Origin of the sequence: Ruegeria sp. ANG-S4 (assembly GCF_000814005.1) — a bacterium.
GTDB lineage: Bacteria > Pseudomonadota > Alphaproteobacteria > Rhodobacterales > Rhodobacteraceae > Ruegeria.
Genome location: NZ_JWLK01000008.1, coordinates 15,777 through 28,866, shown reverse-complemented (window position 1 = coordinate 28,866; position 13,090 = coordinate 15,777). Strand labels below are relative to the sequence as shown.

General features: G+C 55.7%; 14 protein-coding genes. 6 read left to right on the top strand and 8 right to left on the bottom strand.

Annotated features, from left to right (window positions below; genetic code table 11):
* Positions 1-211 precede the first annotated feature (211 nt).
* On the top strand, positions 212-472 hold the full coding sequence (locus RA28_RS23170) for a helix-turn-helix domain-containing protein (protein ID WP_082029880.1): 261 nt from the start codon (positions 212-214) through the stop codon (positions 470-472).
* A gap of 416 nt (positions 473-888) precedes the next feature.
* Here RA28_RS23170 and RA28_RS20960 read toward each other — a convergent pair whose 3' ends face one another.
* The 7 genes from RA28_RS20960 to RA28_RS20930 all read right to left on the bottom strand — a co-directional run bounded on the left by RA28_RS20960 (position 889) and on the right by RA28_RS20930 (position 7,435).
* A complete protein-coding gene (locus tag RA28_RS20960; RefSeq protein WP_039533045.1) occupies positions 889-1,761 on the bottom strand; it encodes an NAD(P)-dependent oxidoreductase in 873 nt (290 codons plus the stop codon).
* A gap of 14 nt (positions 1,762-1,775) precedes the next feature.
* The gene (locus tag RA28_RS20955; RefSeq protein WP_039533044.1) at positions 1,776-2,738 is read right to left on the bottom strand and encodes a 2-hydroxyacid dehydrogenase; all 963 of its coding nucleotides are present in this window, start codon (positions 2,736-2,738) and stop codon (positions 1,776-1,778) included.
* A gap of 4 nt (positions 2,739-2,742) precedes the next feature.
* Complete coding sequence (locus RA28_RS20950; protein WP_039533041.1) at positions 2,743-2,937, bottom strand: hypothetical protein; 195 nt, start codon at positions 2,935-2,937, stop codon at positions 2,743-2,745.
* Between the two features lie 13 nt (positions 2,938-2,950).
* The gene (locus RA28_RS20945) at positions 2,951-4,297 is read right to left on the bottom strand and encodes an amidase (RefSeq protein WP_039533040.1); all 1,347 of its coding nucleotides are present in this window, start codon (positions 4,295-4,297) and stop codon (positions 2,951-2,953) included.
* Complete coding sequence (locus RA28_RS20940) at positions 4,294-5,658, bottom strand: TRAP transporter large permease (protein WP_039533038.1); 1,365 nt, start codon at positions 5,656-5,658, stop codon at positions 4,294-4,296. The genes RA28_RS20945 and RA28_RS20940 overlap by 4 nt, the downstream gene beginning before the upstream one ends.
* Positions 5,651-6,259: a TRAP transporter small permease subunit gene (locus RA28_RS20935; RefSeq protein ID WP_052261549.1), complete on the bottom strand. Its 609-nt coding sequence runs from the start codon at positions 6,257-6,259 to the stop codon at positions 5,651-5,653. Before RA28_RS20935 ends, RA28_RS20940 begins: the two co-directional genes overlap by 8 nt.
* 81 nt (positions 6,260-6,340) lie before the next feature.
* Positions 6,341-7,435, bottom strand: a complete 1,095-nt coding sequence (locus tag RA28_RS20930) for a TRAP transporter substrate-binding protein (RefSeq protein ID WP_039533057.1) — start codon at positions 7,433-7,435, stop codon at positions 6,341-6,343.
* Positions 7,436-7,681: 246 nt separating this feature from the next.
* On the opposite strand from RA28_RS20930, the gene RA28_RS20925 reads away from it, so the two are divergent.
* Positions 7,682-8,515, top strand: coding sequence for an IclR family transcriptional regulator (locus RA28_RS20925; RefSeq protein WP_039533037.1), 834 nt, complete (start codon positions 7,682-7,684; stop codon positions 8,513-8,515).
* Between the two features lie 625 nt (positions 8,516-9,140).
* Here RA28_RS20925 and RA28_RS20920 read toward each other — a convergent pair.
* Positions 9,141-9,887: an IclR family transcriptional regulator gene (locus tag RA28_RS20920; RefSeq protein ID WP_152612126.1), complete on the bottom strand. Its 747-nt coding sequence runs from the start codon at positions 9,885-9,887 to the stop codon at positions 9,141-9,143.
* Between the two features lie 215 nt (positions 9,888-10,102).
* Here RA28_RS20920 and RA28_RS20915 point away from each other — a divergent pair, with 215 nt between their 5' ends.
* The 4 genes from RA28_RS20915 (at position 10,103) to RA28_RS20900 (ending at position 13,073) form a co-directional block, all read left to right on the top strand.
* Complete coding sequence (locus RA28_RS20915; protein ID WP_039533035.1) at positions 10,103-10,939, top strand: cyclase family protein; 837 nt, start codon at positions 10,103-10,105, stop codon at positions 10,937-10,939.
* A gap of 66 nt (positions 10,940-11,005) precedes the next feature.
* Complete coding sequence (locus RA28_RS20910) at positions 11,006-11,350, top strand: cupin domain-containing protein (RefSeq protein ID WP_039533033.1); 345 nt, start codon at positions 11,006-11,008, stop codon at positions 11,348-11,350.
* Between the two features lie 10 nt (positions 11,351-11,360).
* Complete coding sequence (locus RA28_RS20905; protein WP_241481184.1) at positions 11,361-12,146, top strand: SDR family NAD(P)-dependent oxidoreductase; 786 nt, start codon at positions 11,361-11,363, stop codon at positions 12,144-12,146.
* Between the two features lie 24 nt (positions 12,147-12,170).
* Positions 12,171-13,073 (top strand): 3-hydroxyacyl-CoA dehydrogenase family protein, encoded by a 903-nt coding sequence (locus tag RA28_RS20900; RefSeq protein ID WP_052261550.1) that lies wholly within the window; start codon positions 12,171-12,173, stop codon positions 13,071-13,073.
* The last annotated feature ends 17 nt before the right edge of the window (positions 13,074-13,090 follow it).

Below are 13,090 nucleotides of genomic sequence, written 5' to 3'. Positions count from 1 at the left end.
GGAACTCGACTAAGGGGTACGGTTTCGACGGGGCGCTGCCGTCTCCAAACCGAATAGCGAGAGGTAGCGCAGGAGGGGCTGGACAAGGGGGGTCTTAGCCAGCCTCTCCACACTGACAAGAATTTAGTCACCTGCCTTATCCGCGACACTTTTTGCTGTTAAATCCAACTCAGGCACTACTGACGAGAATAGAGATTCATCAAACCTCTCGATAACTGCCCGTCTGCTTTGTGCTGGCGGGCTATTTTTTGAAAGCAAAACTCATCGCCGTGTCTCTGCCCGTCCTTCGTGCCCGTTCGAGGAGGCCAAACAATTTCTGGAGATGGATGGCCACAGTGTCGAAGCTGTCTCCGAGGCCGTCGGGTATTCAGATTCCCGAGCGTTCCGGCGCCTGTTCAAAAAGATGACCGGTCTCAGCCCTGCAGAGTATCGACGACGATTTTCCAGCAGAGGCTTTCTTTCGGCTCGCTGAGGCCTCTTTGGCAACGCCGGCTAAGGGCTCAGAGCTTCCTTTGCCCCAGTCCCTTGTCACCACAGTTAGAAAGCCAAGTCGCTGGAGAATACACGCCATGCCGGACACGGCCACCCTGGCTTTATCTGGCTAAAAATTCTCCTAACCGCTCTTTCGAAAGGTGGCTTTCGGATGTTCTCCTCCAGTTTTTAAAGATCGAGCTTTGACACACGCATGGCATTATTTGAATTTTGTCAAAACACCTATAGTTCGGCATAGGCCAAATCCTACTCCCGCAAACAGCGTCGGAAAAACCAGGCAATCAGGAAAGTCACAAGAATAACGCGGATGCGGCCTGACGGGCCGACGTCGTTTTCGGGTCGGACCGCTCCGCCGCGCCCGGCGGCGCTGAATTGCGCCAGCAATTCCAAATGCGATCAATCAAGGGCGCGGAGCCGTTTCAGCAGCGAAGAGGTGTCCCACCGACCACCACCGAGTTTTTGGACGTCTTTGTAGAATTGATCAACCAGCGCGGTCACAGGCAAACTCGCGCCGGTTTCATCGGCTGTACTCAGGCAGATACCCAAATCCTTGCGCATCCAGTCCACGGCGAAACCGTGATCAAAATGATCGTCCAGCATGGTTTCATACCGGTTGACCATCTGCCAGCTTCCCGCTGCCCCTTGACTGATCACCTCAATCACCGATCGGCCGTCTAGGCCTGCTCTTTCAGCAAAGTGCAACGCTTCGCTCAAGCCCTGAACCAGACCGGCGATTGCAATCTGGTTGCTCATTTTGGTCAATTGTCCGGCACCGGTCTCGCCAATCCGGCGGCAGATTTTCGCGTATACCTGCATGATAGGTTCGGCTCTGGTGTATACCGGTTCGTCTCCGCCACACATAATCGAAAGTGCTCCATTCTCGGCACCCGCCTGACCGCCGGAAATGGGCGCGTCGAGAAAGCTGAAACCCTGATCCTTGGCGGCCGCATAAAGCTCGCGCGTGACCTTTGCGGAGACGGTTGTATGGTCGACAAGTGTCGCCCCCTGCGACATTCCGGCGAAAGCTCCGTCCGGACCGATGCACACGCTGCGCAAGTCGTCGTCGTTGCCAACGCAGGTCATGACAAATTCTGCGCCTTCCACGGCTTCGCGTGGGCTCGTACACATCGTGCCGCCATGCTCTTCGACCCAAGCTTGGGCTTTATTGGCCGTGCGATTGTAAACCGTCACCTGGTGCCCGGCTGCCTGCAGGTGGCCCGCCATTGGATAGCCCATCACGCCGAGCCCGAGAAATGCAAGTTTTGCCATAACTGTGTCCTATTCTACAAAAGGTCTTGCGGCGTTTTGCCGGCAAAGAACGCATCCAAGTTGTCCAAGGCACGAAAACCCATTGCGTCGCGGGTCCGGCTTGTTGCGCTTCCGATATGCGGCAGCATGAAGATGTTCTCGTGCGCTGCGAACTTCGGATTGCCGCCCGGTTCGGTCTTGAAGCAGTCAAGACCAGCCGCCGCCAACTTTCCTCTCTGGATCGCACTGATCAACGCATTCTCGTCCACCAGCGCGCCACGCGCGGAATTCACCAGGATCGCGCCATCCGGTAGCTGCGCCAGCCGTTCGGCGTTCATAAGGTCCAACGTCTCGGGCGTCGCAGGACAGTGGAGCGACAAGAAGTCTGCCTCGGGTAGCAACGTTTCAAGACTGTCATGGTATTTTGCGCCCTTTTCCTGATCGGGCGAAAGACGAGAGCGGTTGAAATAATGAATTTCCATATCGAATCCGAGCGCTTTCGCTGCGAAAGCACGTCCGACACGGCCCATTCCGACGATCCCAAGCCGGGCGCCCGTAAGTTGTTTGCCAACCATGAAAGATGGGCTCCAACTGTCCCACGCTCCGGTCCGCATAAGCCGATCGCCTCTGACGGCGTGCCGCGCAGCGCCAAGCATAAGCAACATTGCCAATTCGGCGGTTGCGTCCGAAAGAACGTCGGGCGTGTTTGTTACCGCGATCCCTTTCGCGGCCAAGGCCGACAAATCGCAGTGATCTACGCCAACAGAATGGTTGGCGACAATTTTCAGGCGCGGGTCCAGCCTTGATACGACATCTGCGGTGAAGTGTTCTGAATGGCAGGGCATCATTGCATCGACCTTGCCGCTCATCGCAACGATCTCTTCCGCAGTGCATGGCGTGTCGGCTTCGTTCAAAATCACATCATAATCCCGACGCGCGCGCGCAACGGTTGCGTCGGATACCCGGCGCGGCAGCCAAAGGACTGGTTTATCACTCATTAAATCAGTCCTTTTTGACGGCGTCTTCCCACAAATTGTAGAGCGCGAGGGCGATCACGAAGATCGCGATGCACATGAATGGGAAACCGCCCCAGAATCCAGCGAAACCGGTTGAGATGCTGTGCGAAAGGCCAAGAACGAAGACCATCATCAAGCCGGTACCAATGATACCCATGAGAATGTTTGTCAGTCGAGACATTGGTTAGTCCTCCTCAGTGTTCCTGCTCGGCAAGGCTGCGTTGTATCCATGATGCCGTGCGCAACAGCCGGTCGTCTTCTTCAGCCGCGCCGATCAATTGCACCCCGATCGGCAAGTCATTCAGACCCACCAGCAAAGGCAGCGTCAGGGATGGCAAACCCGCCAGCGTCCAGGTCAGACAAAAGACGGAATCCCCGGTATGGCCCGCTGTTAGCGGGACAGCCTCACCTGTTGAAGCAGGCGCCAGGATTGCGTCAAAGTCGTTGAAGTAATCTGCAAAGAAACCTTGCGCAGATGTTTTGACCGCCAAAGCATCTTCATACTGCGCCGTACTGATTTCTGCTCCACGGTCGATTGCGGACTGCATCTCGACGCTGAGGTCGGGCCAGTTAGACTCGGCGACCGCGGCCATATTCTGGCGCATTTCGTAATCGTAGATCGTTTTGTGAACGTGAATTAGATCAGCCAATTGGGGTGAGGCAGAGAACCGTTCTATTCGCCCGCCCAGGCGATCCATCAAGGCATTGATCCCTTCCTCGGCATCCGCATCCAACCGGTCATTGAACGGAAAATCCAGCCAGGCGACGTTCGGCTCGACAGGAGCTTCAGCGCGAACGCCATCCAGCATGTTCCCTCGCGGTCTTGCAAAGCTGGCGGGGTCAGTTTGGTCATAGCTTGACAGGACATCCGTCAGTAACGCGATGTCTTCCAATGAGTTTGCAAAACCGCCGATGTGATCCAGGGATTCGGATGTACGGAACACCCCGCTGCGCGAAATCGTTCCGCGCGACGGCTTGAATCCATATACACCACAAAAGGACGCGGGTCGGATCACGGACCCGCCGGTCTGTGTGCCAACCGCAATGGGAACGTGTCTGGCCGCCACGGCGGCAGCAGAGCCGCTGGATGACCCGCCAGGCGTCCGGTCCGCATCAAGGGGATTGGTGGTGTCGGTCGGGTGCATAAACGCGAATTCGGTGGTCTTGGTTTTACCCATGATCACGGCACCAGCTTCACGCAAATGCTCGACCAGCCGGGCGTCGACATCCGGTTGGCGGCCCGCGAAGATTGGCGAACCGCGTTGTGTCAGCATGTCTTTTGTATCGATAATGTCCTTCAACCCCACGGGTACTCCGTGAAGCGCTCCGATGCCGCGGCCTGACTTGCGAATACGGTCCAGTTCGCGTGCTTGATCAAGCGCTGATGCAGCATCCAAATAGGCCCAAGCGCGCACCTTGCTGTCCGTTTCCTCGATCCTTGCCAAACAAGCTTCGACCAAGGCCTCGGATGAAATGCGCCCTTGTTTGATGGCCTCGGCGGATTGAACCGCCGAGAACAATGACAGATCGTGTTTGGTCATGGCACCCAAACCCCGAACAGGTAGTCAGGCAGCCACAACGCGATCCCGGGGAACTGATACATCAGCACCATGCACAGGATCACAATGGCCAAATAAGGCATCAGGCCCTTGAAGATCTCCATCAGCTGAATCTGGTTCTTCAACACCCCTTTCAGATAATAGGCCGACATAGCCATTGGCGGGGTCAGGAACGAGGTCTGAAGGTTCAGGGCAACCAGCATTGCGAAGAAATACGGGTTTACGCCAAAGGTCTCCAGCATCGGTAAGAAGATCGGCACGAAGATGATCAGGATCTCGGACCACTCCAGCGGCCATCCCAAAAGGAAGATGATCAGCTGGGCAAGGACCAAAAACTGCCAGGGCTGAAGGTTCATTCCGACGACCCAGTGTTCGATCACATCGTGCCCGCCAAGGTACGAAAAGATCGAGGCGAAGGTCCACGAACCGACGAACAGCCAGCACACCATCGCGGTGGCCTTGGCCGTCAGGAAAACGCTTTGTTTGACCTTGTCCCATGTGAGCGAGCGATAGAGCACGGCCAGCACCAAACCGCCAAGCGCCCCCATGGCCGCCGCCTCTGCCGGGGTTGCGAGCCCGCCAAGAATGGAGCCCAGGACCAGCAGGATCAATACGGTCAACGGCACAAACGAGACCAAAAGATCCATATAGATTTGCCGCTTGGGCGGTATGTCTTCGCCTTGGGGCTTGGGTGCAAGCGATGGGTTCAACCAGACGCGCACCATCACATAAACGATGTAGAGGCCAGCCAGCATCAGCCCCGGGAATACGGCCGCGGCGTACAATCGCAACGGAGACAGTTCGGCAATCGCGGCGTAAACGATCAGCATGATCGACGGCGGGATAAGAATCCCCAGTGTTCCGCCAGCGCAGATCACGCCTGAGGCAAAGCTGCGCTGATACCCGGCATTGGCCATCGCCGGATAGGCGAGCAGGCCCATCAGCGTAACAACCGCACCAACAATTCCTGACGCAGTTGAAAACACGGCGCATGTAAGCAGCGCGGCGATGGCCAGGGACCCCGGCAGGTTTCGTGCGGCCATGTACAGCGAAAAGAACAAGCGATCGACAATATTCGCCCTTTCAACCACGTATCCCATGAACAAGAACAACGGTATGGCGACAAGTGTGTCGTTCTCCATCACCGAGTAGGTGTTTTGGTTTAGAAGGTAGAAAATGTTGTTGTTGAAGATATCCGATATGCTTTCCGGGGCGGATTGGTAGTAGGCGTAGTAGCCAAAGCCAACACCCATCGCCAGCAGAGTGAACGCGATCGGAAAACCCAGCAGCACCAGCAGGATGAAGAGGCTGAGCATAAGGATGGCGACCTGAGGATCAGTCATCGCTGCGGCCTCCTTCTTTGGTATCTGTCGCGTGAATCCTGCCGACAGTGGATTCCATCAACATGTCTTCGGTCTCACGCACGTCATCAAGCCGATCAAGCCAAACGCCGTTTCGCATCGCCAGCCAACACCGCGCCATTTCGGCAAGTCCCTGTAACATCAACAGGAAACCGGCAACCGGTATCAGTGTTTTGAAAAAGTAAATCTGGATTCGAGCAGGGCTGTTCCAGCTGACCTCTTCATAGCGCCAACTGTCCTGGGCGATCTCCCACCCGTACCAGAACAATGCGAACATTCCCGGAAAGAAGAACAGAATATACAAGATGAAATCGACGCGTGCCTGCCAGCGTACCGAAAACAGCCGGTAGAGTACGTCGCCACGGACGTGTGCATCTTGCGCCAGAGCATAGGCGCCGGCCATCAGGAACAACGCGCCATACATCTGGACCATCATGTCGAACGCCCAGACAGTTGGCTTGTTCAGAACGTATCGAACAAACACCTCGTAGGACACCGAGAGCGTGAGAATTAGGATGCACCATCCGAAGGCTTTGCCGACCCATTGGCTTAGCCCTTCGATGGCGTGGATTGTCTTGATCAAGGTCAGTTCCTCGCCTGTTCTGCCCAGCGTTCAGGAAGCCGCGCGCATGCGCGGCCTCCCGTTTTCACAGATTGTCAGGCCTCAGCCGAAATAGTGATTGTATGCCAGCTTGTAGTCCGGCTGGTTCAGGTTGAGGTAATTCATCACTGTCTTTGCGTAGGCCATCTGGCTTTCGATCACCTTGGCAAAGAACGGATCTTCATTCGCGATCCGTTCGACGACGACATCCCAGGCATCCAGCTGTGCCTGCATCACACTGTCGGGTGTGCGATAGACGTTGACGCCCTGTTCCTCGGCCAGCGTTACCAGATCTTCCGAGTAGCGTTTGGTGTTGTTCCAGTAGAAGTTCGAGTTTTCAGCCTCGGACGCATATTTCAGAATGGCTTGCAACTCGGGCGCAAGCGCATTGAATTTATCCTTGTTGAAGGTGACTTCGAAGAACTCCTGGCTCTGGTGGAACGACGCAAGGTGATAGTGCTTGGACACGTCTTGCATGCCAAAGTCGCGGTCCGATGTCGGGTTGTTGAACTCTGCCGCATCAATCAGACCTGACTTCATGGCGGGCTGGATTTCCCCGCCGGGCAGCTGAACGACCGACATCCCCATTTCAAGCAGAACATCTGCCGCAAGGCCAACTGTGCGGTATTTCAAACCGTTCATCTGATCAGAGCTTGTGATTTGCTCTTTGAACCAACCCAGCGGCTGCGCCGGCATGGGCGAGTTGAAGAACGACACGACGTTCAGGCCCAGAATGCCCATCAGCTCGTCAAACAGTTCCTGACCGCCGCCATAGTTCACCCAACCCAGAACTTCCTGGCTGGACCAGCCAAAGCAGGGGCCAGTTCCGAACAGAGACGCGGTTTTGGATTTCGAGTACCAATAGGCCGGGACGTAGTGCGCCGCATCCAGAACACCGCGGTGAACAGCATCCTGCATCTGGCTTGTCTTCACGACCGAGTTCACAGGCAACAGTTCGATGGTCAACTTGCCGCCGGACATCTCGTTCACGCGATTCACATACGATTGCGCGTTTTCAAGAAAAATGCCGCCTCCCCAGGCGGCCTGCATCTTCATTGTTGTGCCTTCCTGCGCATGGACAGCCGGCGCAGCAAGCGCACCTGCGCCTACAACAGCAGAGCCACGCAGAAAGTTTCTGCGGTTCAAAGATTTTGTCATGTTTCCTCCCTTAACTGCGCCGTTGCCCGTATTGCTCTGACATTGGCGCCAACCCGCACTTTGGCGGACAAGCATAACGATAAGGCAGATTTCAGAATTTTCAAAATATTTTGAAAACTCCTTATGTGATGCGGCCTGAATCAACTTAAGTATATGAAATAAATAAATTTAATATTTTTCATTTTTTTGCCGTCCCGAACGAGCTAGACTCTTTCGACAAGAAACTGTGCATTGGTTGCTTGGAGAATGAGCCAACAAGACGCCGCCATACGACGGGGACGCCCGCGCCAAAAAACGAATGGAGAGGTGTCCGCTGCCTCTCCCGTATCTGCGCTTGATCGCGGTATTCGGCTTCTGATCGCTCTTGCTGATACGCGGGGTGCGGCGCTCGCCGAACTGGCCAGATCAACGGAAATTCCTGTTGCAACCGCGCACAGGCTGCTGACCACGCTTCAGCATCGCGGCATGGTCGTTCACGATGCAAGCCAAGGCAAATGGCGCATTGGACCGCAGGCCTACCGGATCGGCAGCACGTTTGAAGAAGAGGCGAACTTGCTGGAAGTTGCGCCGCCGGTAATGCGAATACTGTCCAAGGAAACCGGGGAAACCGCCAATCTGGCGATCGAAGAAGGCGGGCAACTGCTCTACCTTATTCAGGTCGAGTCTGAAAACCCGATTAGAGCCTCGATCAAGAACGGGACCGATGCCTACTTTCATACGTCCGGAGTTGGCAAAGCCATAATGGCGCATCTAGACACGGCGTCGCTGAAGCGGCTTTTGGACCCGCTGACGCTGGTAAGCCAGACGCCAAATTCGATTACTGAGAAACAACGATTGATGGCTGAACTGGACATGTCCCGCCAAAGGGGATGGGCTTTGGACGATGAAGAGCGTTCTGCGGGTATGCGATGCATAGGGGCACCCGTCTTTGACTCGTTAGAGAATGTTGTCGCAGGCGTTTCGATCTCGGGCCCAATCACACGGTTCCCTGACGACAAGCTCGAAAGTCTGGCTGCGTCAGTCGTCGCAGCTGCGAACTCTATAACAAATCGCCTTCGAAATACGCCGGCGGGAAGTTGAAGTTGAATAGTCGTTGTCGTTGACTTGTGAGTAACGAGAATGCCCGGACGGCATCACGTTTCAGGGCTGCCGTGTTTGCTTCAATGTGTTCTTATTTTTGGAGAATGGTGGCTGTGCACGCAGTCTCAAGCTATCCAGTCTCGCGCAGAATTCCCTGTTATCTGGGAATTTACAGGGAAAACTTGGGAATTTGGGCCATTTTCGATGGATTGGAGCTCGGAGTTACTAGTAAAAACAGTCGCTTGTGTGGGTTTTCCCTAGATCGGTTAACAGGGAATTTACCTCTGACGATCAGGGAATTTCTCACAACTAACAGGGAATGTGTTATGCGGAACGGGCCAAATAGCATCTGATCTGAACGTCGGAAGTCGACGTTCCTGCGAAATGCAGCGAATGTCCGCTTCGAGCCCACAGCGGAAGTCTTCGGTTTTTGCCGCCTGCGCTCTTGGCACGAAAATCGCTGCATCTGCTTGGCCCACTGCTCTGCGCAGCAGCGGAGAAAACCGCCATTCGATCAAGGTGCAGAAAGTGTTTGTACAGCAAGGATCAAGTCGCGGACAAAGCGGTCGTTGACGTATTCAAAGCGAACCGTCCCTGTCGGACAACGGGAGTCGCATTCTTGCACTCATCGGAAGGTTTGATGGATATTTGAGGCTGTCTCAAGCAGTGCATTCTCAATCGTTTCCCGTTGCCTTGGAAACCGGGTTGACGGCACAGGGATTGAGATTGCGTGCAAATCTCCGACCCAATCGGTGAATGAGAACCCGATTGCCGAAACACCGGCGGAATGCTCGTCCAGATCATAGGCAAGGCCTTGTTTGCGGACATCTTCCAATTCCGTCAGGAAATCTTCAAGACTTCTCTGAACCCCATTCCGGTCCCACTCGTTTTTGGTGAGCTTGATCGCTTCGTCGGTTGTCAGCCGCGCCAGGCACGCTTTACCATTTGCGGTGCTGGTCAGTGGAAAAACCTCGCCCACTTGTGACACGGTCGTCAATCGGTAAACACCGGGGACTTGATCGAGAAACACCATCCCGATGCCGCGCATCACGGCGAGGTCGGTCGTCTCCCCGGTCTTTTGCGTCAGTTCGGTCAACAGCAGCCGACAGTGTTCGACAATGCTGTATTGCGCGGCCCCGGCGAGCGCGCTCAATTCCGGACCCAAACGCAGGCCGCCGCCATTTGCATCGGAAATGACAAGCTTCTCTTTCGCCAGGGCACGCGTGATTCTCTGTACCGTAGAGCGGGGCAGATCGACGCGTTCGGCGATTTTCCCCAAGCTCATCCCGGATTGGTTTTCCTTGAGAACGCGTAGAATCGAAGCAGCCCTCGAAATGACCTGAATGCCACCTTTATCGCTTTTATCAATCATTTACGCTTCCCCCGCACCACTGCCTGACACCGCCAGCAGCGGGTCGCTATCCTTGCAAAGTGTATCGCAATGCGATGCAAGTCAACCGTATTGTGAGTTTATTGTTGACCGCAATACGGTGCGTGTGCATCATCATACGGGACAGGTGGGGAGGCCACCCAAACAATTCAGAACACACAACGCCGTCTTGTCGGCGAACAGAGGAGATGTGCCAAATGGTCGAAATCCGCGGCATCGAATTCCAGGCGAACACCGACAACGACATGGGGCTGGAGTTCTACAATCTGAGCCACAGATACGGGTTTCAGTGCCCCAACTGGCCCTATTTCAAGGACGTCCAGATCGACCGGAAACACTACATGGCCAAGTCGGGCGTCCTGTCGCAGACGATCACGACTACGATGCATGTGACCACCCACATCGATGCGCCAGCCCACGTTGTTCAGGGCACACCGTTCATCGACGAAGTGCCGCTGCCGCATTTCTTTGGATCGGGCCTTGTGGTTTCGGTTCCCAAACAGAAATGGGAGCAAATCACTGGCGATGATCTGGAAAAAGCCTGTGGCCACGCAATCCGCAAGGGCGATGTGCTGATCATCAACACGGGTTGGCACAAGCACTACGAAGACGGTGACTATTTTGCCTATTGTCCGGGGTTGGTCCCGTCGGCGGCAGAATGGATGATCGAGAAGGGCGTGAAAGTCGTCGGCCATGACACCCAAGCAAATGACCACCCCCTGGCGACGGCCATTGGACCGCAGCGGAACGGACCGATCATGCCGCATCTTGAACAGGAATATCTCGAGTGGTCCGGCGGCACCCCGTGGGAGGTTCACTTCCCCGAATGGGAGCCGGTACACAACATGCTGTTCTCCAAAGGTATTCTCGGCATCGAAAATGTCGGGGGCGATCTGGATGCGGTGACCGGTAAGCGCTGCACCTTCGCGTTCTTTCCATGGAACTGGGATCGCGGCGATGGCTGTATCATCCGCCTCGTCGCCATGATGGACAAGAACCAATCCTATCGCATCGAAGCAGGCGAAGATTTCTGAACACTCACGGACCGGTCGCCGGTTCGCTGGCGGCCGCCCTTTCACCCATCCCCGGCGGAGACGGATATGCATCTGAAGCGATTTCAAGACGCCCGACCCTACGAAGCACCGAACCATTTCGGATGTCACGGGCTTCGTTTGCAAGGGTTCGAGGACGGCGGGCCGACAAATCAGTGGATCGGCTTCAGCCAATTCCTTCCCGGAGGCGGCGCGGGGCCGGACTCAACCCCCTTCGAAAAGGTCTATGTTGTCCTCGATGGTGAGATGACCGTGATCATCGACGGTACAGAGACTACGCTCAGCTCGATGGACAGCTGCACAATCGCACCGGACGAGGTGCGACTGATCGAAAACCGCTCGAACCACATATGCAAAATGCTTGTGGTGATCCCTTACCCGCCAGAAAGCTGAGGACAAAAGGGTGTCTGATCCACTCAAGATGTTTGACGTAAAGGGAAACGTAGCGCTGATCACAGGGGCCTCTGGCGCTTTTGGAATGGTTGCGGCGCGGGTTCTGGCCGGAGCGGGTTGTAAGCTTGTTTTGGCCGCAGGCAATCAGGACGCTCTGGATGCGATTGCCAAAGAGTGCGAGAACCTCGGCGCAACCGTGATCGCCGTCAACACCCGTCCGACTGATGAGGCGTCGTGCAACGCGTTGGTCGATGAGGCCGTCCGCGGTTTTGGCAAGCTCGATATCCTCGTGGTTGCCTCTGGCATGAACAAGGTTGCCCCGATCAACGAGATGACGCCCGAAACCTTCGATGCGGTGATGGACGCCAATGTTAACCAAAGCTGGCTACTGGCGCGTGCAGCAGCGGCACATATGAAAGCAAGCGCTTATGGCAAGATCATCTTTGTCAGCTCGGCGCGCAGCATTTTAGGCCACCCGGCGGGGTACACAGCCTATTGCGCATCCAAGGCGGCCGTGAATGGGATCACCAAAGCGTTGGGCTGCGAACTCGGCCCAACCGGGGTGACGGTGAACGCCATTGCGCCGACGGTTTTCCGCTCTCCGCTGACCGGATGGATGTTCGAGGACACTGACGAGGCTAAAACCGTCCGCGACGGTTTCCTGACCCGTGTGCCGAAGGGGCGGCTAGGTGAGCCAGAAGACCTTGCCGGCCCCCTGCTGTTCCTCGCGTCGCGCGCGTCCGATTTCTACACCGGGCATATCCTTCATGCCGATGGCGGATATACGGCGGGTTGAGTGATGGTGCCCAAGAAACAACAAATGGCAGTTATCGGCGCGGGCCTGATGGGGCATGGCATTGCTCTAACACTGGCAAAAGCAGGGCAATATGTTTCCATCACCGATCCGGTGCAAGAAGCGCGGGACAGCCTTCCAGACCGCATTCGCACCAGCATGGCCGCAATGGGGGATGACGAGGCTACGATCACAAAGACGCTCAAGATGATCGAGATATTTGCCGCCACCGAAGGCGCAGTACGAAATGCTAGCGTAGTCTTCGAAGCTGCTCCTGAAAAACTGGATCTAAAACAGGCGATCTTTGCCGAGATCGAGGAACACGCGCCAGAAAGCTGCATCCTCGCGTCAAACACCTCGGTCATGCCGATCACCCAGATCATGTCTGGCTTGCGCCTGAAAAACCGGGCCCTTGGAACGCATTGGTGGAACCCGCCCCATATGATCCCGCTGGTTGAGGTCATCAAAACCGAGTGGACCGACGCTCAGGTCGCTCAAACGATGTTCGATCTGCTGCAGGACGCCGGAAAAACTCCTGTGATGGTCGAAAAAGACGTACCCGGTTTCATTGGCAACCGCCTTCAGCACGCGCTGTGGCGTGAGGCGGTCAGCCTTGTCGAAAACGGGATTTGTGATGCAGAGGCCGTTGATACGGTCATCAAGTCCAGCTTCGGGCGGCGGCTGGCGGTGCTCGGACCGTTAGAGAATGCCGATCTGGTTGGCACCGATTTGACGCTCGATATCCACGAGAATGTGCTGCACGATTTGGAGGCGCACAAAGGTCCCTCATCTTATCTCAGGTCGCTGGTCAACGCGGGCAAGCTGGGCATGAAATCCGGCGAAGGGTTCAGAAAATGGGCCGAGGGCGAGGCAGACCAGGTTCGCCAACGCGTCGCGAGCCATCTGAAAAATCTCGAGAAGACTTTGTAAGTTACATCAAACACTGG